This window comes from Nocardioides sp. Z43_10, from assembly GCF_059766615.1.
In genome coordinates, this window is sequence record NZ_JCBAJY010000009.1 from 23,306 (window position 1) to 45,489 (window position 22,184).

General features: G+C 76.0%; 21 protein-coding genes. 6 read left to right on the top strand and 15 right to left on the bottom strand.

The annotated features are described in order from the left end of the window. Positions 1–49 precede the first annotated feature (49 nt). From AC6EI4_RS16305 to AC6EI4_RS16315, 3 genes are read left to right on the top strand one after another with little or no spacing between them, the layout of a single operon-like run. Positions 50–352, top strand: a complete 303-nt coding sequence (locus AC6EI4_RS16305; RefSeq protein ID WP_498419476.1) for a hypothetical protein — start codon at positions 50–52, stop codon at positions 350–352. Then, the gene (locus AC6EI4_RS16310) at positions 349–1,338 is read left to right on the top strand and encodes a hypothetical protein (protein ID WP_498452110.1); all 990 of its coding nucleotides are present in this window, start codon (positions 349–351) and stop codon (positions 1,336–1,338) included. The genes AC6EI4_RS16305 and AC6EI4_RS16310 overlap by 4 nt, the downstream gene beginning before the upstream one ends. Next, complete coding sequence (locus AC6EI4_RS16315) at positions 1,295–1,804, top strand: hypothetical protein (RefSeq protein ID WP_498419480.1); 510 nt, start codon at positions 1,295–1,297, stop codon at positions 1,802–1,804. Before AC6EI4_RS16310 ends, AC6EI4_RS16315 begins: the two co-directional genes overlap by 44 nt. A 10-nt stretch (positions 1,805–1,814) precedes the next feature. On the opposite strand, the gene AC6EI4_RS16320 is transcribed toward AC6EI4_RS16315, so the two are convergent. The 15 genes from AC6EI4_RS16320 to AC6EI4_RS16390 form a co-directional block, all read right to left on the bottom strand. Next, positions 1,815–3,194 carry a cytochrome P450 gene (locus AC6EI4_RS16320; RefSeq protein WP_498419482.1) on the bottom strand — a complete coding sequence of 460 codons (1,380 nt, stop codon included), beginning with the start codon at positions 3,192–3,194 and terminating at the stop codon, positions 1,815–1,817. Positions 3,195–3,282: 88 nt separating this feature from the next. Beyond that, entirely contained in the window at positions 3,283–4,305 is a 1,023-nt protein-coding gene (locus AC6EI4_RS16325; protein WP_498419484.1) for an FAD-dependent monooxygenase, read from the bottom strand. Then, entirely contained in the window at positions 4,298–4,834 is a 537-nt protein-coding gene (locus AC6EI4_RS16330) for an isoprenylcysteine carboxyl methyltransferase family protein (RefSeq protein ID WP_498419485.1), read from the bottom strand. The genes AC6EI4_RS16325 and AC6EI4_RS16330 overlap by 8 nt, the downstream gene beginning before the upstream one ends. After that, positions 4,831–5,910, bottom strand: a complete 1,080-nt coding sequence (locus AC6EI4_RS16335) for a type III polyketide synthase (RefSeq protein WP_498419486.1) — start codon at positions 5,908–5,910, stop codon at positions 4,831–4,833. The genes AC6EI4_RS16330 and AC6EI4_RS16335 overlap by 4 nt, the downstream gene beginning before the upstream one ends. A gap of 11 nt (positions 5,911–5,921) precedes the next feature. Beyond that, entirely contained in the window at positions 5,922–7,103 is a 1,182-nt protein-coding gene (locus AC6EI4_RS16340) for an NAD(P)/FAD-dependent oxidoreductase (protein WP_498419487.1), read from the bottom strand. After that, entirely contained in the window at positions 7,100–7,906 is an 807-nt protein-coding gene (locus AC6EI4_RS16345) for a UbiA family prenyltransferase (protein ID WP_498419489.1), read from the bottom strand. Before AC6EI4_RS16345 ends, AC6EI4_RS16340 begins: the two co-directional genes overlap by 4 nt. A 29-nt stretch (positions 7,907–7,935) precedes the next feature. Next, complete coding sequence (locus tag AC6EI4_RS16350; RefSeq protein WP_498419491.1) at positions 7,936–8,868, bottom strand: ferredoxin family protein; 933 nt, start codon at positions 8,866–8,868, stop codon at positions 7,936–7,938. Further along, positions 8,865–9,926, bottom strand: coding sequence for a cupin domain-containing protein (locus AC6EI4_RS16355; protein WP_498452111.1), 1,062 nt, complete (start codon positions 9,924–9,926; stop codon positions 8,865–8,867). Before AC6EI4_RS16355 ends, AC6EI4_RS16350 begins: the two co-directional genes overlap by 4 nt. Before the next feature lie 62 nt (positions 9,927–9,988). Then, on the bottom strand, positions 9,989–10,279 hold the full coding sequence (locus AC6EI4_RS16360; RefSeq protein ID WP_498452112.1) for a hypothetical protein: 291 nt from the start codon (positions 10,277–10,279) through the stop codon (positions 9,989–9,991). 377 nt (positions 10,280–10,656) lie between these two features. After that, positions 10,657–11,256, bottom strand: a complete 600-nt coding sequence (locus AC6EI4_RS16365; RefSeq protein ID WP_498452113.1) for a DinB family protein — start codon at positions 11,254–11,256, stop codon at positions 10,657–10,659. A 124-nt stretch (positions 11,257–11,380) separates the two neighbouring features. After that, positions 11,381–14,347, bottom strand: a complete 2,967-nt coding sequence (locus tag AC6EI4_RS16370) for a helix-turn-helix transcriptional regulator (RefSeq protein ID WP_498452170.1) — start codon at positions 14,345–14,347, stop codon at positions 11,381–11,383. Between the two features lie 124 nt (positions 14,348–14,471). Beyond that, positions 14,472–14,642: a hypothetical protein gene (locus tag AC6EI4_RS16375; protein ID WP_498419497.1), complete on the bottom strand. Its 171-nt coding sequence runs from the start codon at positions 14,640–14,642 to the stop codon at positions 14,472–14,474. A 121-nt stretch (positions 14,643–14,763) separates the two neighbouring features. Continuing rightward, the gene (hutI, locus tag AC6EI4_RS16380; RefSeq protein ID WP_498452114.1) at positions 14,764–15,948 is read right to left on the bottom strand and encodes an imidazolonepropionase; all 1,185 of its coding nucleotides are present in this window, start codon (positions 15,946–15,948) and stop codon (positions 14,764–14,766) included. A gap of 43 nt (positions 15,949–15,991) precedes the next feature. Next, complete coding sequence (locus AC6EI4_RS16385; RefSeq protein ID WP_498452115.1) at positions 15,992–17,353, bottom strand: formimidoylglutamate deiminase; 1,362 nt, start codon at positions 17,351–17,353, stop codon at positions 15,992–15,994. Continuing rightward, complete coding sequence (locus AC6EI4_RS16390; protein ID WP_498452116.1) at positions 17,350–18,564, bottom strand: allantoate amidohydrolase; 1,215 nt, start codon at positions 18,562–18,564, stop codon at positions 17,350–17,352. Before AC6EI4_RS16390 ends, AC6EI4_RS16385 begins: the two co-directional genes overlap by 4 nt. On the opposite strand from AC6EI4_RS16390, the gene AC6EI4_RS16395 reads away from it, so the two are divergent. The 3 genes from AC6EI4_RS16395 to AC6EI4_RS16405 all read left to right on the top strand — a co-directional run bounded on the left by AC6EI4_RS16395 (position 18,563) and on the right by AC6EI4_RS16405 (position 22,127). Continuing rightward, the gene (locus AC6EI4_RS16395; protein WP_498452117.1) at positions 18,563–19,198 is read left to right on the top strand and encodes a nitroreductase family protein; all 636 of its coding nucleotides are present in this window, start codon (positions 18,563–18,565) and stop codon (positions 19,196–19,198) included. The two genes, AC6EI4_RS16390 and AC6EI4_RS16395, sit on opposite strands and share 2 nt — an antisense overlap. A gap of 104 nt (positions 19,199–19,302) precedes the next feature. Beyond that, positions 19,303–20,634 (top strand): M20/M25/M40 family metallo-hydrolase, encoded by a 1,332-nt coding sequence (locus AC6EI4_RS16400; protein WP_498419506.1) that lies wholly within the window; start codon positions 19,303–19,305, stop codon positions 20,632–20,634. Further along, positions 20,631–22,127, top strand: a complete 1,497-nt coding sequence (locus AC6EI4_RS16405) for an MFS transporter (protein ID WP_498452118.1) — start codon at positions 20,631–20,633, stop codon at positions 22,125–22,127. Before AC6EI4_RS16400 ends, AC6EI4_RS16405 begins: the two co-directional genes overlap by 4 nt. Positions 22,128–22,184 lie beyond the last annotated feature (57 nt).

Sequence of the window (22,184 nt, forward strand, 5' to 3'; positions counted from 1 at the left end):
CGGAAAGTGAGGCTTGGCGGCACGCCGGATGCTTCCTAGCGTCGTCGGCATGCAAATCGACTACTCCCGGATGCGCGGCGCGGCCCGGCGGCTGTCCGTCCAGCGCGAGGCCGTGCTCGACGAGCTGCCCCTGTCCCGGCCCGACACCGGCGCGACCAGCGCGGAGACCGCGCAGGGCCTGGCCCGGGTGAGCGGCGCCTGCCGGGAGCTGGCCACCCACCTCGCCCGCATCTCCACCGGCGTGGTCGACACCTGCGACGACTTCTGGGCCACCGACGAGCTGCTGGTGGCCCCCGACTTCCGGTGCCGGGTCCCCGATCTCGCCGACGTGGCTCCGGGGGCCGGGCGATGAGCGTGTCCCTACGGGTGGCCGGGGCGCCCGGCGAGTGCCGGCGCACGGCGCGCCAGCTGACCCGCGCCAGTCACGCCGTCGCGGACACCGCCGACCTGCTCCTCCGTGAGCGCGAGCGGTCGGGTCCCGGTCTGGCCGGCGGCTCCGGCGCGGCCTACCGCGCGCGGGTGGCGACCACCGCCGGGGAGGCCGAGCTGCTGTCGCGGTGCGTGGCGGAGCTGGCACACCGGCTGAGCGCGCTGGCCGAGGTGCTCGAGGACGTCGAGGACCGCATCGAGCGCGTCCGCCGCCTGGTCGCCCCCTACGACCTGGTCCGCGGGGACCGGCTCGTGGAGCCGGTGGACCGCGCGGACGAGAGCGCCCGCCTGGTCAGGGAGCGCCGGCTCGCCCACCGCGAGGCGGTCGCCACCGTACGGCGGGCGCGCGCCGACGAGACCGAGGCACAGGACGGCTGGCGAGCGTCGCTGAAGGCCTACGCCATCGAGCTGGGCCAGAGCTCGTGGAACGCGCTGCCCAACGGCACGTTCCTGCCGCCGGTCGAGGACCTCCCCGCCGGCCCGCCGCAGCAGCCCGAGCGGCAGCCCGAGCAGCGGCCCGCACCCGGCCCCGAGCGGGGGCCCGACCGGCCCGAGTCACCGGCCGCCGAGGCGCCGGCGTCCCCAGCGTCGCCGGAGGCGAGGCCGTCCTCCGGGTCACCGGCCGGCGCAGCATCCGACCCGTCCTCCGGGTCCCCGGGCATCGGCGCGTCCGACCCGCCCGCCGAGCGGACCCCGCAGGACCGGCCCGGTGCGCCGGGAGGCGCCCGCCGCTGGCAGCTCGCCTCCGCTGTCGTGTCGGACGCCGGGCCACCGGTCCTCGCCGGCACCACCCTCGTCCTGCCCGTCCCGACCACCCGACCGCCGGGCGCCGACCTCGACGTCCCGCCCCACCTGGAGGTATCCGATGAGCCCTGCCGGCCCGACCCCCGACCCGCCCCCGCCCCCTGACCTGCCGCTGACGCTGCCGCCGGGCTGGGTGCACGGGACCCGGCCCGAGGCGGGGATCCTGCTGGCCGCCTCTCCCCGGCGGCCGGGACCCAGCGGTGTGCGTCCCGGCATCAACCTCGTCGCCGAGCCGGTGACCGTCGGCCTGGAGGACTGGGTGGAGCTGACCCTGCGCGACCTGGGACCGGGGCTGGACCGCTTCGACCTCGAGGACGAGGACGACTACGACGGCGGCTGGCCGGTCGCCTACCGACGCTTCTCCTACGCCTACGAGGGCCACGACCTGGTCTGTGACCTGTGGGCGTGGGTGGCCGACGGCGTCGGGCTGATGCTGACCGGGACGGTGGTGCGCGAGGAGTACCTCGACTACTGCGACCTCTTCGAGGACGTCGCGCTGGGCTGTGACCCGGAGGCGGTGGTGCGCGCCCTGCACGCCGGGCCGCCCCGGCCCACGGCGCGTGCCTCCTAGCCGGGCGTGCCTAGCGCCGGTGCACCCGGATCGGCGCCCCGCGGCGCGGGACGCTGGTGATGTTGCGGACCCGGGGGCGGTCCTCGCCGAGGGTCTCCACGTCGTAGGCGGTGAGCACGGCGCGCAGCACCGCGACCCCCTCCATCAGCGAGAAGCCCGCCCCGATGCAGCGCCGTACGCCGCCTCCGAACGGGATCCAGGTGTGCGGGGCGGGGCTCTGCCCGACGAACCGCTCGGGGCGGAAGGCCTGCGGGTCGGGGTGGCTGTCGGGGCGGGCGTGGCCGAGCAGGATCGAGGGCCCCACCGTCACCCCCGCCGGCAGGTCCCACCCGCCGACACGGGCCGGCGCCGTCAGGTGGCGCACCACCATCGCGATCACCGGGTGCAGCCGCATCGACTCCTTCAGCACCGCCTCCAGGTAGTCGTCGTCGCCCTCGTCGGCCGCCTGCTGGGCGCGCGCCAGCTGACGCGGGTCGCGGCCGAGCTCGTAGAGCGCCCAGGACAGCGCGGTGGCCGTGGTCTCGTGGCCGGCCAGCAGCAGCGTGACCAGCTGGTCGCGCAGCTCGGCGTCGTCGAGCATGTCGCCGGCCTCGTCGCGGACCTGGATCAACCGCGACAGCACGTCGGTGCGCTGCGCGAGATCGCCCTGGCCGCGCCGCTCACCGATCTCGGTGTACATCAGCCGGTCCAGCGCCCGCTGGTTCTCCACGCTGGCCTTCCACGGCCCGATCCGCTGCAGCTGCGGCACCGGCCAGCCGAGCAGGACGATCGGGCTGACGTCGACGGTGCGGTTGACCCGCGGGCGCAGCCCGCGCAGCCGCTCCTCGTCGGTGACGCCGAAGACCACCCGCAGGATCACCTCCAGGGTGAGCGCGTTCATCCGGTCGAGGGAGCGGAACTCCCGCGCGGGCGTCCAGGTGTCGACCTCGGCTCGGGCCAGCTCGCTGACCAGGGCCTGGTAGCCGCGCAGCGCGTGGCCGTTGAAGGCCGGCATCAGCAGCTTGCGGGCCCGCTTGTGCTCGGCGCCGTCCTGCAGGAGCAGCGAGTGCTGCCCCATCACCGGGCCCAGCACCGCGTTGCCCTTGCCCGCGTGGAAGACCGCAGGGTCGCCCGCGAAGATCTCCTTGGCGTGCTCGGGCCCGGTGAACAGCACCAGCGGCTGCCCGCCGGGCAGCAGCCTCACCGCGAAGACGTCACCGTGCTTGCGGTGCATCGCGGGCACGAACTGGTGCCGGAAGCGCACCAGCGCGATGGTCTGCAGCAGCGGCGGCCACGACGGTCCCGGCGGCAGCGCGGAGCGCGGCACCTTCCGCCGCCGTCGCGTCGGGGGCCGGGCCGCGCGGAAGCGCGCGTCGGTGAGCCGGTCCATCTGCTCCTGGGTCATGGCCATGACGCCCTCCTGAGGGGCCGCGTCGGTGGCCCGGGTCACATGCTAGGAGGGCCCCGGCACCCGCGGAAGCGCGCAGCGCGCGCTCGTCTCAGGCCGGGCGGGCCAGCTGGTCGACGGCGGCCGCGAAGACCCCCGGCCAGGCCGCCGCCAGCGGCACCACCCGCCGGCGCAACGCCGGCTGCCGGGTGGCCCCCAGCAGGGTGCGGGTCAGCAGGTCGTGGCGCCGTCCCAGGCGCCGTGCCACCCGCTCGTAGCCCGCCGGACGGTCGGTGACGAGCGCGGCGACGGCGGCCTGGGCCTGGGCCAGGCCCAGCGAGATCCCCTCCCCGGTGAGCGCGTCCACGTACCCCGCGGCGTCCCCGACCAGCAGCACCCGGCCGGCGACCCTGCGCCGGGCCCGCTGGCGCAGCGGGCCGGCGCCGCGGGCGCGCGTCGACTCGGCGCCGGCGAGCCGCTGGGCCAGCGCCGGCAGCTCGACCAGGACGTCCTCGAGACGGCTGCCCCGGGCTCCCAGCACCGCGATGCCCACCAGCCGCTCCCCCACCGGGGTCACGTACGCCTCGGCGGTGGGCGCCCAGTGCACCTCGACGAACGAGGTCCATGGCTCCCGCTCGACGTGGCAGCGCAGGCCGTAGCGCCGGGCGCCGGTGACCGGCACGTCCAGGCCGAGCATCCGGCGCACCGGCGAGTGCAGCCCGTCCGCGGCGACCAGGTGCCGGGCTGCGTCTCCGTCCACCAGCACCCGGTCCCCGACGTCGCGCACCTCCCGCACCGCCACCGGCTCGATCACGACCCCGGCGTCCAGCACCGCCTCGCGCAGCGCCGCGTGCAGCACGGTACGGCGCACGCCGCGCCCCGGCCCGCGCCGGAACGCCGCCTGGGCGCGGTGGTCCGCGTCGAGGTAGCGGATCCCGTCGATGGCGCACCCGGCCGGGTCGACGCCGAGCGCGGCCAGCGCCGCCACCGCCCCGGGCATCAGCCCTTCCCCGCACGCCTTGTCGATCGTGCCGGGGCGGGGCTCGCGGACCACCACGTCGAGTCCCTCCCGCGCGGCGTACAGGGCAGTGGCCAGGCCGACCGGTCCGCCGCCGGCCACGATCAGGTCACGCACGCGCGGCCGGCTGGGGCAGGGTGGCGAGCGCGGCGTCCTCCACCCGGATCCGCACCCGCAGCAGGGCCGCGTTCAGGATGGTGAAGACCAGCGCGGTGATCCAGGCGCCGTGCACCAGCGGCAGCGCCGCGCCCTCCACGACGACCGCGACGTAGTTGGGGTGCCGGAACAGCCGGTAGGGCCCGCCAGCGACCGGGGCGAGCCCGGGCACCACGATCACCCGGGTGTTCCAGCGCCGCCCGAGGGTCGCGATGCACCACCAGCGCAGCGCCTGCGAGGCGAGCACCAGCGCGAGCATCGACCAGGCCAGCACCGGCGCCACCTCGGGACGCCGCAGCCACGCCTCGGCGAGCGCGCCGACGAGGAGCCCCGAGTGCAGCACCACCATCACCGGGTAGTGCCCCTGCCCGGTCTCCCGCCCGCCCCGGGCCAGGCTCCAGGCGGCGTTGCGCTTGGAGACGACCAGCTCGGCGACCCGCTCCAACCCGACCAGCGCCACCAGCACCGTGAACGCGCCCAGCCCGGTCACGCCGCCGCCTCACCGAGCGAGCGGAGCAGCACCAGCTCGGAGCAGAAGCCGGGGCCCATCGCCAGCAGGACGCCGTACGAGTCTGGGCGCGGTGGCCGATCGCGCAGGGTGTCCTCGAGGACGTGCAGCACCGAGGCGGAGGAGAGGTTGCCGATCCGGGCCAGCGACTCCCAGGTCAGCCGGACCGCCTCGCGCGGCACCTCGAGCGCCTGCTCGAGGGCCTCGATCACCTTCGGCCCGCCGGGATGGCAGACCCACCAGCCGATGTCGGCCCGGGTCAGGCCCTGCTCGGCGAGGAAGCCGTCGACGTCCTCGCGCAGGTAGTGGCCGACCACGTCGGGCACCGAGGCGTCGAGCACGATCCTCAGGCCGCCGGAGGTCACGTCGAAGCCCATGGTCCGCTCGGAGTCGGGATAGAGCCGGCTGCGGCTGGCCAGCACCTCGACCGGGCCGCGCGCCGCAGAGTCCCGCCCGCGCCCCCCGCGCGCGACGACCGCCGCGGCGCCGTCGCCGAAGAGCCCGCTGGCCACCAGGTTCGGCACCGACACGTCGTCGCGCTGCACCGTCAGCGAGCACAGCTCGACCGCGACCAGCACCGCCACGTGGTCGGGGTGGCCGACCAGGTAATCGTGCAGCCGGGCGATGCCGGCCGCGCCCGCCACGCAGCCCAGCCCCACCAGGGGCAGCCGCTTCACGTCGGGGCGCAGGCCGATGCCGGCGGCGATGCGCGCCTCCAGGCTGGGTACCGCGAGCCCGGTGACGGTCGCCGAGATCACCAGGTCCACGTCGGTCGGCGTCAGGTCGGCGGCCTTGAGGGCGTCGCTGAGCGCACGCGAGCCGAGCTCGACGGCCGCCTCGATGAAGTGGTCGTTGGCCCGGCCGAAGTCGTCGAGCCCGGCGTAGCTCTCCAGCGGCAGGACCAGGCTGCGGTGCTCGACCCCGGCGTTGGCGTGGAAGCGGCGCAGCAGCCGCTCGTCGAGACCACCCCGGGCGATCACGCCGGCGAAGGCGTCGGTGATCTCCTGCTGGGTGTAGCGGTGCTGCGGGAGGGCCCCGCGGACCGACAGGATCTCCATCTGCTGCTCCTTCAACCGGTGGTTCCCGCGGCGCCCGGGAGGGGCGTGCGGGGGATGAGGCCCGCGAGCAGTCCGCCCGCGAGCCGAGGGGTGATCCGGCCGTCCCCGAGACCGATCTCGACGAGGTCGTCGAAGACGTGTTCGTTGCCGGTGGCGGCACGGATGCCTGCGTCGATCACCACCGGGAGCGTCGCCAGCCGGGAGGCGATCCAGGTGTGGCGCAGATGGCCGCCGAGCAGCGCCCGCACCGCCCGGCGGTGCTCGGCGCCGGCCTGCCGGGGCCGGTCCTGCGCCAGGGTGCGCGCCGCCGTGCGGCCCGCGACGATGCCGGTGGCGACGGCGTAGTAGATGCCTTCGCCGGTCATCGGGTTCACCAGCCCCGCGGCGTCGCCGGCCAGCAGCAGCCGGCCCGCGGGCTGCTGCCAGCGCCAGCCGGACAGCGGGAGGTGGTGGCCCCGCCAGCGGGTCCCGGCCGCCGCCGCGCCGGGCAGCAGCCGTTCCAGCTCGCCGAGGAGCAGGGCCCGCGAGGGCGGCTCGCCGGGGCCCAGGAGCTCGCCGTACCCGACGTTGGAGAGGCCGTCGCCACGATCGAAGGCCCAGGCGTACGACGGCTGGCGGCGCTCGCCGTAGCGGATCACCTGGGTGCCGCGACGCCCCGGCGCGGTGGGGGCGTAGCCGCGCAGGGCGAGCGCGCGGCGGCCGCCGACGGACACCCCGGCGGCGCGGCGGACCACCGAGTGCGCGCCGTCGGCGCCGACCACCACCGGGGCGCTGAAGCCGTCCACCTCCACCCGGTCCAGATGCTGGCGGACGTGGGCGACGCGGTGGCGGCGCAGCACGGCCCCGGCGGCCACCGCGCGCTGGACCAGTCGGGCGTCGAAGACCTCGCGCGGGATGACCCACACCGGCCGGGCCATCGGGCGCGCCACCCGCGCCTCGCGCCGGGCCAACTCGAGGCTCCACAGCGGCGACCAGCCCTCGACGACGTCGCCGGCGCCGACCTGGGCCAGCGCGTCGACGACGTGGGGGGCGATGCCGTCCCCGCAGCACTTGTCGCGCGGGAAGTCGGCGCGGTCCAGCAGCAGCACCCGCAGCGCCGGGTCCTCGGCCAGCGCGGCCAGCGCCGTGGCGCTGCCGGCGGGGCCGGCGCCCACCACGATCAGGTCCCAGGCCGCCGGCGGTGCCGCGCTCATCGGGCCCACCCGAACATCACCACGTCGACCAGCGCGATGCCGAGCGCCGCCCGGAACGGCGCCCGGCCCTCGCCGGTCAGGGCCAGCACCGCGAGGACGGCGACGACGACCAGCGCCCCGACGGCGACCGGCGGCGAGTCCACCGGGGCGCCGGCCACGATCACCACCGAGGCGAGCGCCAGCACGGCGACCGCGATCGGCGCGGTCCAGCGGGCCCCGATCCGGTGCGGCAGCCCGCGGACGCCGGTCGCGGCGTCGTCGTCGAGGTCGGGCAGCACGTTGACCAGGTGCGCCCCCACGCCCAGCAGCGCCCCGGCCAGCGGCATCCAGCCGGGTGGGACGGCGTCGTCCACGGCGAGGCTGACGAAGACCGGCAGCGCCCCGAACGCCACGGCGTAGGGCAGCCAGGACAGCACCGTCGCCTTGGCCCCGAGGTTGTAGACCCAGCCGGCGGCGACGACGAGCAGGTGCACCGAGCCGGCGAGCAGGCCGCAGGCCAGCGAGAGCGGGATCGAGGCGAGCAGGGCCACGGCGCAGGCGGCGCGCACCAGCCGCTCGCCCACGTCGCCGGTGGCGATCGGCTTGTCAGCGCGCCCGACCCGGCGGTCCCGGGCGGCGTCGAGGAGGTCGTTGGACCAGCCGATGGAGAGCTGCCCGGCCGCGACGGCGACGACGACGAGGGCCACCCGCCCCGGGGAGCCGCCGAGCGCGGCCGCGAGCAGGCCGCCCAGCAGGGTGACCGCCGCAGCGGGCCCCGGGTGGGCGGCACGAAGGAGTGCGGCCGAGGCCCGCCTGGCGCTCATCGCCTGGCCGGTACCCCGACCGACCCCGCTCATGTTCGGGCGGCGGGGTCGGGGCTCGGCGAGGTGGTCGCGACGCTGAGCACCTCGTGGCGCGGGGCGACGTTGTCTCGGGTGGCGCCGCAGGTCAGCCGGTGTGCCGGGCCGTCGTCGGTGGTGCGCACCCGCACCGTCCACTCGGCGCCGGTGGCCGCGAAGACCGCCTCGGTCACCGCGTCGGCACGGCGCGAGCGGACCCTGCGGACGTCGTCTGTGCGGGTGAGCCCGAGGCGGCGGCGCAGCGCGATCTCGGCCGCCTGCACCGGCATCGGCAGTCCGGAGCGGCCGCGCAGGTGGTCGAGGTCGAGCTCGCCCACCAGGTGGCCGCCGGCGACGGCGAGCGCCGAGCGCTCGTCGAGCCTGCCGTAGTAGAGGCCCTGCGGCAGCACCAGCAGGTTGGCGGCGAACCGGTCGCCGCCGATGTGGGAGACCTCCCAGGTCTCCTCGGGGTGCGCGCGGGACAGCGCCGCGGCCACCGGGCGGCCCCGCTCGGCGCAGCAGACGTCGTGGCGCCCGTGCGCGCAGACCGCCAGCACGCTCGCGTCGTACGGCGTGAGGCCGGGCGAGCGGCCGGCGCCGAGCGCGTCCAGGTCGAGCTCGAGCAACGCGGAGGGGGCGTCGAGCAGGGCCGTCTCCAGCCACGGGCGCACCGCGTCCGCGTGGGCGGCGAAGACCCGGATCCCGGCGGCGGCGGTGACCCGCCCGGGGCGTCGTACGAGCAGCACGCGCACGCCCGCCTTCCGGGCCCGGCGCTGTAGGCCGGTGCGCACCTGCTCGGGCAGCCGGCAGTCGCGCAGCGCGTCGACCCCCCAGGGGCCGGGGACCTCCACCAGCAGGAAGGCGCGCACCGTCGAGGCGGTGCCGGCGAGGTCCTCGTCGCGCAGCAGGCTGCTGGCCGCGCAGCGGAACGCCGGGTCGGGGCTCACCCGACGACCTCGAGCAGCCCCTCCCGGACCAGACGACGACACAGCACCGACCGCCCGGGCTCGTCGAGGTGGGCGGCGAGGTCGACGGGGCGCAGCTCGGCGCGCGAGCCGATCTCCTCCAGGGCCGGGCGGATCCGGGCGGGCAGGTCGAGGTGGCGGTCGCCGAGCAGCAGCCGGACCCGGTCGTCCGGGGCGTCGAGGAGCACGCAGGGGTGGGCGGCGCGGCGGCGCAGCAGCGTGGTGTCGTCCAGGTCGCGTACGGCGAGGACGTCGCGCAGCCCGTGCGGCAGGCGCGGGCTGCGCCCGGTCAGGAAGCGCTGCACCTCCGCCTCCACGGCGGCGGAGGCGTCGGCGCGCCGTACCCGCTCGGCGAGCTCCTCCAAGCGCGCGGCGAGCTGGTCGCGCAGCTGCTCGGGGTGCTCCAGGTAACCGGCGGGCAGGTGTTCGTCGGGGACCTCGTCGAGCAGCGGCCGGACGGTGCGCCCGACCAGGCCGCGCCAGGTGAGCTGGTTGATGCCGAGGGTGACGTGCAGGGAGGCGCTCTCCTGGGCGCGCGCGGCGTGCGGGGTGCCGGTGGGCAGGTACATGCTCAGCCCGGGCTCGAGGAGGACGTCCTCGACGCCGTCGTCGGTGTGCACCTCCCAGCGCTTGGCCCCGTGGGTCTGGAAGACGAACACGTCGTGGCTGTCGGAGTGCACCGCGAAGCCCTGCGATCCCGGCGGGGTCAGGTAGGCGTTGGCCTGGCACGGGTGGCCCAGCTCGTTCTCCAGCTCGGCCACCAGCCGGGTCAGCGGCGGCCAGTAGCGGTGCAGGCCCTGCAGCACCACGGTGGCGCCCTCGTCGAAGAGCCGCAGCACCTTGCGCGGATCGACCAGCCCGGTCAGCGGCTTCCCGGCGAGGGTGGCGGCGCGGGTGAAGTCGGCCTCGGGCAGCACCCGGCCGTCGCGGGCGAGGCGTACCGCGGGGGTGCGGATCGCGGTCTCGGTGAGCAGGTGGTCGACGTCGTCGAAGGAGAGCAGCTCGACCAGCCGCTGGGGGTCGGTGCGGTGCAGGTGCACCCGTGACGCCCAGACCTTCGTCAGGAAGGTCTGGGCGTCACCGCTCAGCAGGTCGAGCGCGCTCAGGAGTCGGTCCCGTCGGAGTCCGTGCCGTCGGAGTCGGTGCCGTCGGAGTCCTTGGTGTCGCCGTCGGAGGTGTCGGTCGCGTCCCCGTCGGTGCCGTCGGAGTCGGTGCCGTCGGAGTCGGTGCCGTCGGAGTCGCCCCCGTCCGTGCCGTCCGAGTCGCCCCCGTCCGTCCCGTCGGCGTCGGCGGTGTCCCGCCCGTCCGCGTCGGCGGGCCCGGGCATCGACGTGGCCTGGGGGGTGCCCACGGTGCCGCTGGTCATCTCATCGTCGCTCAGTGAACCGGTCATGCGTCCTCCTCTGCTCCCGGCGGAGGTTCCGCCGAGTCGTCGTACGGCAAGTCCCGGGTAACGACCGGATGGCCGCCCGTCAGGACCGACGCCAGCCATTTACCCAAGCCCGGCCGAATAACGCCACCCCTCCGCAGCCACGCCCGCCCGAACCCGCCCCGGGTGGGCGTCAACCCCTCGCCGTTTGGTCCCCAACGGATGCAATCCGGGCGAAATACATGCCGTCTCTGCCCAATCGGCAACCTCACCGCCCACCCCGGCCCGAAACGACGCCGACCCCTCACCGTTTGGTCCCCAACGGACGGAATCCGGGCGAAATACATGCCGTCTCTGCCCAATCGACGCCCCCAACGCCGACCGCCGACCCCACCCCAGCCTCAGCTCCCTCCAGCCCCTCCAGCCGCTCGGGCCGCCCGCTCCACCCGGGCACGCTGGTCCTCCCAGGTCTCACCGTCGGCCAGCCACAGGTTGTCGTTGCCCAGGCGAAGCCCGGCGGTCCCGTCGATCAGCTCGCGGACGATGTCGGCGTGGCCGGCGTGGCGGTGGGTCTCGGCGACCATGTGCAGCAGGATCCGGTGCAGCGTGACCTCGTTGCGGCCCTCGCCCCACCAGGGGACCCGGCCGATCGTGTCGAGGTCGAGCGCCTCGATGGTCGCGTCGGCGTGCGCCCAGGCGCGGTGGTAGAGGTCGACGATCTGCTCGCGCGACTCCTCCGGGGTCGCCCACAGGTCGGCGTTGGGCTCCGCGCCGGGCTCCAGCCAGGGCAGCGGCTCGCCGGAGGGCCGGTCGAAGGTGTCGCCGAAGTACCCGAGTTCGACGCTGGCGAGGTGCTTGACCAGGCCGAGCAGGTTGGTCCCGGTCGGCGTGAGGGGGCGGCGTACGTCGTACTCGGACAGGCCGTCGAGCTTCCACAGCAGCGCCTCGCGCGCTTGCTGAAGGTAGCGATGGAGGTCGGTCTTCGCGCCCTGGTCGGTCATCTGACGACTCTGACGGGGCGCCGCACCGGAGGTCAACCGGCTTCTCGGACGCGGCCGAACGAGCGCGTACGCCGGCGCCCGCCAACCGGCGAGCGCGACGCGGTGGCCACGTGGCGGACGCCGGCTACGCCAGCAGCCCCGTACGACGCGCGATCGCCGCCGCCTCGGTGCGACCCGACGCGCCGAGCTTGGCCAGGATGTGGGAGACGTGCACCGAGACGGTCTTGGTGCTGATGAACAGCTGCTTGCCGATCTCGCCGTTCGTCCGGCCCTCCGCGACCAGAGCGAGGACCTCACGCTCGCGGGTGGTCAGCGGCTCGGTGCCCTGCTCGTGCCCCGGGCCCGCCTCCGCGGGCCGGGGGGTGGATCCGCTGGCGACGAGCTCGTCGAGCAGCGGCCGCGCGCCCAGCGCCTGGGCCGCCTCGCGGGCCAGGTCCGCCGCCTCCCGAGCGGTGGCGGCGTCGCCGGTGGCGCGCAGGATCTCGGCCAGCCGGGCGCGCACCTTGGCGAGCTCGAGGACGTCGCCGTACTCGGTGAAGTGCCGCTCGGTCTCACGCCAGCTCGCCAGCACCTCCGCCGCGTCGGGCGGGTCGACCTGCGCCCGCCAGCGCCAGCGCAGCGCCTCCGCGTTGAGCCGGGCGTGCCAGGCCCAGGTCTCGGGTCCGAACACGATGCCGGACTCGCGCTGGTAGGCGAAGACCCGGCGCCCGTCCTCGACCAGCCGGGCCGCGTCCTTGGCCTGGACCTTGCGCTGCGCGGCGCTCAGCCTCACCGCCGCCGACGAGAGCGCCGCCAACGTGGTCGCGGACAGCCGCAGGCGCGCCTGGAAGCTCTGTCCCCACAGCGGCGCGATCGCCGCGCACACCTCGTCGTAGACGCCCACCGCGGCCACGTGGTCGCCACGCTGCTCGTGCATCTCCAGCTCGGCGCTGCCACCGGTGACGGCGACCAGCCCCTCCACCGCCCAGAAGGGACGCGCCACCCGGGCCAGCTCGAGGGCCGTCACGTCGCCGCGGGCCGCGAGCACGGTGGCCCGCATCGTCGAGAGCATCGCCTCGTACAGCGGCGGCGGGGCCTGGTCGGCGACACCGGTGAGCGCGAGGACCTCGTCCCACCGCCCGGCCGCGCGCAGCACCGAGCCGTGCATGAAGCGGGCCTCGAACGCGTACGGCGCCCACGGGATGCCCGCCGCCGCCCCCCGCTCGGCGGCCCGCTGGAACGCCAGTCGCGCCTCGTCGAACTCGCCGCGGTCCTGGTAGAGCCGCCCGAGCAGGTACAGCGCGCGCAGCTCCGCGTTGACCGCGCCGGCGGCGTGGGCCCGGCCGATGACCTCCTCCACCCCCTCGCGGACCTGGTCGACGGGGCCGTCCTTGTCGATGCCGATCAGCGTGGTGCGCACCTCGGAGGCGAGCCGCGGCATCCCCAGCCGCTCGGTCATCGCGAGCGTCTCCAGGGCGACCTGCCGGGCCTCCTCCCCGTGCCCGCACGCGTCCAGGATCCGGGCGTGGCTGGCCAGCACCCGGGCCCGCGGCTTGTCCGCCACGTCGCTGATCAACCCCACCGCCTCACGCGAGACCGCCAGCGGGTCCTCCTCCCCGTCGAGCATCAGCAGGCACACCGACAGCGCGGCGAGCATCTCCGCGCGTGGTGCCGGCGGCGCGTCGGGCGGCAGCCGGTCCAGCTGCTCGCGGATCACGTTCACCGCCCGCGCCACGTGGCCGGCGGCCATCAGCGCGTCCGAGGTCAGCCGCACCAGCCCGGCGACGTCGCGCTCGCCGGCGTCCCCGGCGCCGGGGTCGGTCAGCAGGACCAGTGCCTGCTCGAAGTGCTGGGCGGCCTCCTCGGGTCCGCCGACACTCATCGCCTCCTCGCCGGCGCGGATGCTCGCGGTCAGCGCGGTGCGCAGGTCCTGGCCCAGGCGGGCATGCCGGGCGAGCTCGGCGGCGCTGCCCGCGGCCCGCTGCTCGCCCAGCGCGGCGGCGTACGCGGCGTGCAGGCGCACCCGTTCCCCGGGCAGCAGGTCGTCGTAGACCGCCTCGCCCAACAGCGCGTGCCGGAAGGCGTAGGCGTCGCCGGAGACCGGTACCAGCACGTTGGTCTCCACGCCCGCGCGCAGCGCCTCCTCCAGCGGCCCCGGAGCCAGCCCGGACGCCGCCGCGAGCAGCTGGTGGGAGACCCGGCGACCGGCGACCGAGGCGGTGCGGACCACCGTGCGCGCCCCGTCCTCGAGCCGGTCCAGGCGCACCAGCAGCACGTCGACGAGGTCCTCGGGCAGTCCACCGCCGCCGCTGGCCCAGGTGGCGCCGACGAGCTCCTCGACGAAGAAGGCGTTGCCCTCCGAGCGGGTCACGATGTCGGCCACGTCGGCCTCGCGGATCGGGTCGGGGTGCAGCTCGTGGACCAGCAGCCGTACGTCGGGCGCGGCCAGCGCCTCGAGCTGGATCCGCTCGACTCCCGCGGTCCGCGACCACTCGGCCACCTGGCGGCGCAGCGGGTGGCGCCGGTGCAGGTCGTCGGAGCGGTACGACGCGACCAGGGCCACCGGGCCGGCGGGGCGCCCGACCCCGCGGGCGAGCAGGAAGCTCAGCAGGTCGCGGGTGGACCGGTCGGCCCAGTGGGTGTCCTCGACGACCAGCAGCAGCGGCGCCTGCAGCGCGGTCTCCTCCAGCAGGGCGTGCACCGCGGGGAAGAGCGCGCCGCGCTCGAGCAGCGCCCCGTCCTCGCCGTCGGAGCCGCTCAGCATCCGCCGGCCGGGCTGCAGCCGAGCCAGCGTCGGGTGCTCGGCGACGACGCGCTCGACGACGCCCGGGATCTCGCGGTGCAGCCGGCCGAGGATCTCCGAGAACGGCAGGTAGGCCACCGCGGAGTCCGCGAAGTCCAGGCAGTGACCGGCGACGACCTGCCAGCCCTGCGTCACGGCGCGGTCGCGCAGCTCGGTCAGCAGCCGGGTCTTGCCGACTCCGGCGTCCCCTCCCAGCAGAACCGCCTGCGCGGTGCTCTGCGCGGTGCCCTGCGCGGACGCACGGATGCCGAGCGTGGAGCTCAACAGCTCCAGCTCGGCATCTCGTCCCACCAGCTTCGAGCTCCGCATCGCCACGGGGTCCATGATGTCGTGCGCGGGTGGGTGCGCGCTTCCGGGTTTCCGCTGAGCGCGGGTCGCGACGAGCGCACCCGCGGCCCGCCGGGCTGGACGGTCGGCGACCGACACCGGCCGGTCAGCCGATGGTGTCGTGGTCGCGGCCCGCCGCGCGGCGGCCCCGCCTGCTGTCCAGCTGCGGGTCACGTCCCGCGCGGCGGCGACGGCGCACCGGCTTCCAGGTCTCGCTGATCCGCTCGGTGCGGTAGTCGATCTCGGCGTTGATGAAGAGGTCGGATCCGTTGAACATCTGCTTCTCCCTGCTTCCGGCCCCGCGTCCTCGGGGCGTGAGAAGACAGTCCCGCGCTGAGGTAGTCGCCCACATCGGACGAGTGCCCTAGCCGGAGCGCCGCGGGTGCCGCCGCGCTACCTCAGAGGCCCCCGCCTCGGGGCCCGACCACCTCAGGGCGCCCCCGGCTCCACACCCCGACCACCAGCGGCACCCCGGGCCGGTAGGCGAGGTGGACGTGGCTGGGCGCGTCGAGCAGCACCAGGTCGGCCGGCGACCCGACCCGCAGCGCCCCCACGTCGTCACGCCCGAGCGCCGCCGCGCCGCCGGCGGTGGCGGCGTGCACCGCCTCCGCGCACGTCATCCCCATCTCCCGCACCGCCAGGGCGATGCAGAACGGCATCGACGTCGTGTACGACGAGCCCGGGTTGCAGTCGCTGGCCAGCGCGACGCGGACGCCGGCATCGAGGAGCCGGCGGGCGTCCGGCCACGGCTGGCGGGTGGAGAACTCCGCACCGGGCAGCAGCGTCGCGACCGTGCCGGCCCCGCGCAGCGCGTCGACGTCGGCGTCGTCGAGGAACGTGCAGTGGTCCACCGCGGTCAGCCCCAGCTCCGCGGCCAGCCGCACGCCGGGGCCGTGGCCGAGCTGGTTGGCGTGCAGCCGGCCGCGCAGCCCGGCGGCCTCCCCCGCGCGCAGCACCGTGCGGGCCTGGTCGGCGTCGAAGGCGCCCTCTTCGCAGAAGACGTCGATCCAGCGGGCGTACGGCGCGCACGCCGCGAGCATCGGGCCGGTCACCAGCTCCACGTAGGCCGCCGGGTCGCTGCCCTCGGGGACCACGTGGGCGCCCAGGAACGTGGTCTCCTCGGTGAACTGGCGCGCCACCGCGAGGCTGCGCGCCTCGTCGCGCACGCTCAGCCCGTAACCGCTCTTGGTCTCGAACGTCGTGGTCCCCTGGCGGCGCATCTCGTGGACCAGCCTCGCCGTGTGCGCGCCGAGCTGCTCGTCGCTGGCCGCCCGGGTGGCGGCGACGGTGTCGCGGATCCCGCCGGCGCGGTACGGCTCACCGGCCATCCGGGCCGCGAACTCCGGCGCCCGGTCGCCGGCGAAGACCAGGTGGCTGTGGCTGTCCACGAAGCCGGGCAGCACCGCGCGTCCGCCCGCGTCGTAGGCCTCGTCGGCGGCGGGCGCCCGCCCGGTCGGCCCGAGCCACACCACCCGGCCGCCCTCGACGACCAGCGCCGCGTCCTGGAGGATCCCCAGCAGCCCCTCGCGCTCGACGTCGTTGGTGACCAGCTCGCGGATGCCGGTCAGAACCGTCGCCGTCACCGGGGCCTCCTCACGCCCACCCCACCCACGCCCACCACCGTGCTCACGCCCACACCGCGGCGACCGCGTCCGCCAGCTCGCGGCCGATCTCGGGCTCGTCGCCGGCGGCGAAGACCACCCGCCCGTCGGCGAGGACCTGGCGCACGTCGGCGGCGCCGGCGGCGAAGACGACGGTCTGCGCGTCGCGCCCGGCCCCGGCGGTGCGCGGCGACGCCGCGTCAAGGGTGACCAGGTCGGCGCGCGCGCCCACCGCGATCCGCCCCGCGTCGGGGAAGCCCAGCGCGAGGTGGCCGTTCGCGGTGGCGAACCCGAGCAGTTCCTCGGCCCGGAAGTGTCCCCGCACGCCCGAGGCGAGCCGCTCGTGCAGCTCCAGCGCGCGCATCTCCTCGCACAGGTCGATCACCGCGTGGCTGTCGGAGCCCAGGCTCAGCGCGCTGCCGGCCTCGTGCAGTCGCCGCGCCGGGCCGAGGCCGTCGCCCAGGTCGCGCTCGGTGGTCGGGCAGGCACAGACCACGGTGCCGCTCTCGCCGAGCAGCCGCACGTCGGCGTCGCTGAGGTGGGTGGCGTGGACGGCGGTGGTGCCCGGCCCGAGCACGCCGGTCTCGGCGAGCAGCGCGGTCGGGGTCATCGCGTGCGCCGCCAGGCAGGCGTCGTTCTCGTCGGGCTGCTCGGAGAGGTGGACGTGCAGCGGAGCGTCCCCGGCCGCCGCGGCGACCTCGGCGAGCTGGGGGCGCGCGACGGCGCGCACCGAGTGGATCGCGGCGCCCACGACGTGGTCGTCGCCCCGCGGGAGGTCGGCCACCCGCTGCGCCCAGGCCGCGGCGTCGCCGTCGCTGAAGCGCAGCTGGACGCCTTCGACGGGCCGGTCGAACCCGGCGGCGAGGTAGCAGGTGTCGAGCAGCGCGATCCGCAGCCCGGCCTCGCGGGCCGCCTCCAGCAGGGCCAGCCCCATCACGTTCGGCTCGTCGTACGGCGTGCCGTCGCGCTGGTGGTGCAGGTAGTGGAACTCGCCCACCGCGGTGATCCCGGCGGCCACCATCTCCCGGTACGTCGCCCGGGCGAGCGCGAAGCAGGTGTCGGGGTCGAGGCGCCGCGCCGCGTCGTACATCTGGGTGCGCCAGGTCCAGAACGACCCGCGGCCCGGCCCGGCGCCGGGCGTCTCGGCGCGCCCGCGCAGCGCCCGGTGGAAGGCGTGGGAGTGGGCATCGGCCAGCCCCGGCAGCGTCAGGCCGGGCAGCCGGACCGGCGGTGCGCCCGTGCCGGCGGCGGTGCCCGGCGGCGCCTGGGGCAGCACCCGGGTGAACCGGCCCGCGGCGATCTCGACCAGCACCTCCGCGCGCATCTCGCCGTCCACCCAGCCGCGCTCCAGCAGGTACGCCGCGTCGCCCGCCCCGGCGCCGCTCACCGGGCGAGCCGTTCCAGCGCGTCGGCCAGCACCGAGACGCCGGCCAGGCAGTCGGCGGCGCTCGCGTGCTCGGCCGGGGCGTGCGAGACGCCGGTGGGGTTGCGCACGAACAGCATCGTGGTCGGGATCCCGGCGGCCGACAGCACGCCGGCGTCGTGGCCGGCGGCGGTGGCGAGCACCGGCAGCCTCGGCTCGTGCCCGGCGCCGATCCGGGCGGCGAGGTCGGGGTCGAAGGTGACCGCAGGGGAGCGCGACTCGGCGGTGACGGTGACCGCGGTGCCGTCGCGGCCGGCCCGGTCGCCGGCCTGCCGGGAGATCGCCGCGGCGAGCTCGGCCAGGGCCGCCTCGTCGGGGCAGCGGGCGTCGAGCCAGGCGGTGACCCGCGAGGCGATGGCGTTGGTGGCGCCGGGCTCGACCTCGACCCGGCCGAAGGTGGCGCGGTGCCCGCCGAGGCGGGCCTGCTTGTTGGCGGCCAGCACGGTCATCGCGTAGGTCAGCATCGGGTCGTGGCGGTCCGCCATCCGGGTCGTGCCGGCGTGGTCACCGGTGCCGGTGAACTCGAAGCGCCACCGCCCGTGCGGCCAGATCCCCTCGGCCAGGCCCACCGGCGCGCCCAGGTCGACCAGCGCCCGGCCCTGCTCGAGGTGCAGCTCGACGAAGCAGTCGACGCCGCCGAGCCACGATGAACCGGTCTCCGGCTCCAGCCCGGCGCCGGCGAGCACCTCGGCCAGTGCGACCCCGTCGCGGTCGCTCAGCTCACGGGCCTCGCTCCAGGCCAACGCCCCGGTGGCCAGCCGCGACCCCAGGCACGGCACACCGAAGCGCGAGCCCTCCTCCTCCACGAACACCGCGACCCCGATCGGGCGCGACGCCGCGACGCCGCGCTCGCGCAGCAGGTCGATCGCAGCCAGCCCGGAGACCACCCCCAGCGCCCCGTCGTAGCCGCCGCCGTCGGGCACCGAGTCCAGGTGCGATCCGGTCAGCACGCCACGCCGCTGCGCCGGGTCGCCGGCCGGGCGCCACCAGGCCACCGTGTTGCCCCACCGGTCGGTCTCCACCTCCAGCCCGCGCGCGGTCGCCTGCGCGACGAACCAGGCGTGCAGCTCGCGTTCGGCGGGGAGGAACGACTCGCGGACGTAGCCCCCGCCGGGTCCCCGCCCCACGGGGGCGACCTCGCGCCACATCTGCTCGAACGTCAAGATCGCCTCCATGGAGTTCAGTGACGTGGTGCGCCGGCGTCGGATGGTGCGACGCTACGACGCGAGCCGTGCGGTCGACCCGCGGATCGTGGACCGGATGCTCGATCATGCCCGACGCGCCCCCAGCGCGGGGTTCAGCCAGGGCTGGGCGTTCCTGCGCCTGGAAACCGCCGAGGACCTCGCCCGCTTCTGGCGCGCCACCAGCCCGGACCCGGCGGCGAGCAACCCCTGGCTGGATGGGATGCGGACCGCGCCGGTGGTGATCGTGGCGCTGGCCCACCGCGAGGCCTACCTGCGCCGCTACGCCGAGCCGGACAAGGGCTGGACCGCCGACGCGGGCGCCGAGACCGACGCCGTGCAGGAGCGCTGGCCGGTGCCCTACTGGGACGTCGACACCGGGATGGCCTCGCTGCTGATCCTGCTGACCGCGGTCGACGAGGGGCTCGGCGCGTGCTTCTTCGGGGTGCCCCCCGAGCGCGTCGACGCCTTCCGCGCCGAGTTCGGGGTGCCGGCGGACCACCACCCGGTCGGCGCGATCACGGTCGGGCACCGGCTGCCCGACACCGGCGCGCCCGGCTCGGCCGCGCGCCGCGCCCGCCGGCCGGTGCAGGACGTCGTGCACCGCGGCCACTGGGGCGCCCGCTGACCGCGCACCGATCCGCGGCGACCGCCCGCTGATCGTGCGAGACGGGAGCGCCCCGCACGCCGTACCGTCCTGCCTGACCCAGCCCAGCCCACCAGGAGGCGCCCGTGCCCGAGCCGGCCCCAGCGATCGCCAAGCTCCAGGCACTGGTGCGGATCCCGACGGTCTCGCACAGCGATCCCGCGCAGGTGGACACGGCCGCCTTCGACGCGTTCCTCGAAGAGCTGGCCCGGCAGTTCCCGCTGCTGCACCAGCGGCTCGAGCTGACCCGGATCCACACCCACGCGCTGCTGTTCCGCTGGCCCGGCGCCGGCGCGGAGCGGCCGGTGGTGCTGATGGCCCACCTGGACGTGGTGCCGGTCGTGGAGAGCGACCCGTGGACCCATCCCCCGTTCGCCGGCGTGCTCGAGGACGGGATCCTGTGGGGCCGCGGCACCCTCGACGACAAGGGCAGCCTGGTCGCGATCTGCGAGGCCGTCGAGCGGCTGCTGGCGCGCGGCTTCACCCCCGCCCAGGACGTGTGGCTCTCCTTCGGCTGCGACGAGGAGGTGTTCGGGGTGGCCGCGCCGATGGCCGTCGACGAGCTGGCGCGCCGCGGGGTGCGGCCGTGGTTCGTGCTCGACGAGGGTGGCGCGGTGGCCGCCGGGGCGTTCCCGGGGATCACGGCGCCGCTGGCGGTGATCGGGGTGACCGAGAAGGGCACCACGTCGCTGGAGCTGCGCGTCGAGGGCCGCGGCGGGCACGCCTCCACCCCGGCCCGGATGGGGCCGACCGCGCGGCTGGCCCGGGCGATCCTCCGCCTGGAGAAGGCGCCGTTCGCCTCGTCCCTGCCCGCCCCGACACTGGAGCTGCTGCGCCGGCTGGCCCCGCACGCGCCGCTGCCGCTGCGCCCGCTGCTGGCCAACGCCGAGCGGCTGCGTCCCGCGCTGACCCGAGCCCTGATCGCGGCCGGGCCGGAGTCGGCCGCGATGACGCGCACCACGATGGCGGTCACCACGCTGTCGGGCTCGCCGGCGATCAACGTCATCGCCGCCACCGCCAAGGCCGGCGTCAACCTGCGGATCATGGTCGGCGAGTCCGTCGCCTCCGCGGTCGAGCACGTCCGCCGCGCGATCGGCGACGACAAGGTCGCCATCGACGTCCTGGAGTCCGGCGAGCCCAGCCCGCTCTCGCCGTACCACGACGAGGCGTTCGCGCTGCTGGAGTCGACGGTCGCCGAGGTCTTCCCCGACGCGGTGCCCACGCCGTACGTGATGATGGCCGCCACCGACTCGCGCCACTTCGCCCGGATCAGCGAGCGGGTCTACCGCTACGCGCCGCTGCGGATGTCGAAGGCGCAGCGCGAGTCCATCCACTCCTACGACGAGCACGTCGGCGTCGACGCGTTCGTCGAGGGCGTGCGCTGGTACCAGCGACTGATCGAGAGGCTCCCGGCATGAGCGGCGTCGACCAGGTCCCCCTGGGCAAGGGAACCCCCCGAGCTGGCGGCACCGTCGTGCCCGGCCTCGCCGCGATCGTCGGGCTGCTGGTCTGCGTGGAGGTCGCCAGCGGGGTGCTGCAGGGCTACTACACGCCGATCTTCTCCGACATCGCCGACCACCTGTCCATCACCGACGCCGACGTCAACTGGTTCGAGGCCGCGCAGCTGATGGTCTCGGCGCTGGTCGTGCCGCTGCTGTCGCGGATGGGCGACCTGGTCGGGCACAAGAAGGTGCTGCTGCTCTCCACCGCGGTCACCGCGCTCGGCTCGTGGATGACCGCGTTCGCGCCGTCGTTCACGACGTTCCTGATCGGCTGGGCGCTGCAGGGCGCGTACGTCGTGTGGCTGCCGCTGGAGGTGGCGATCATCTATCGCCGTACCGCCGGCAGCGGGCACCAGGCGCGGCTGACCCGGCGCTCCGCGGCGATCCTGGTCTTCGCGCTGGAGGCCGCGGTGATCGCCGCCGCGCTGACCAGCGGGGCGCTGGTCGAGGCGACGTCGATGACCGTGCTGCTGGCGCTGCCCGCGGTCGTGGTCACGCTGTGCCTGGTGATGATCTGGTTCGGCATCGAGGACGCCCCCGGCACCGCGACCGGCGGGATCGACGTGCCGGGGCTCGCGCTGATCACGCTGGTGCTCGCCCTGGTGATGGGCGGGCTGGTGCTGGTGCGCCTCGAAGGCGTGGGCAGCGTGCTCCCCTGGCTGCTGATCGCGCTCGGCCTGGCCACGATGGTGCCGTTCGTGCGCTACTCGCTGGCGGTCCCCGAGCCGCTGGTGGACATCCGGGTCTTCTCGGCCCCCGGGCAGTGGCCGGTGCAGCTGACGGCGTTCCTGTTCGGCATGTCGGTGCTCGGCGCCCAGATCCCGCTCTCGACGTTCGCCCGCACCGATCCCGCGGAGGTCGGCTACGGGCTCGGCGCGGACGCGGGGTTCGTCTCCACGCTGATCGGGGTCTACGTCCTGTCGATGGCCCTCGGCGCGCTGTCCCTGCCACTGACCACCCGGCTGTGCGGGGCCCGCAACGCGCTGGTCGCCGCCTCGCTGATGGTCGCGGCGGGCTATGCGCTGTGGCTGCCGTTCCACGACACCACCGCGCAGGCCCTGCTCAACATGGGCGTGGCCGGCTTCGGCTCCGGCGCCCTCGTCGCCGCCCTGCCCGCCGCCGCCGCCGCTGCCGCCCCGGCCGACCGGACCGGCTTCGTGACCGGGATGACCAACGCGACCAAGACCGTCGGCGGCGCGATCGCCTCGTCGATCTTCGCGATCGCGCTGGCCGCCACCGGCTCGCTGGAGGGCCCCGAGGCCGGCCACGCCCCGCTGAGCGGCTACCTCACCGTCTGGTCGGTGTGCGCCGGCGCCGCGCTCCTCGCCGCCCTCGCGCTGCTGCTGGTGCCCCGGCGGGCGTTCTCCGACCCCGCCGAGCTCCCGGTGGCCCCGCCGCTCGCCCCGTAACCCCCGCCCCGCGCCGCCGCGCCCGCGCCGCGCGCCCGTCGCGCCCCCACAGCCGCT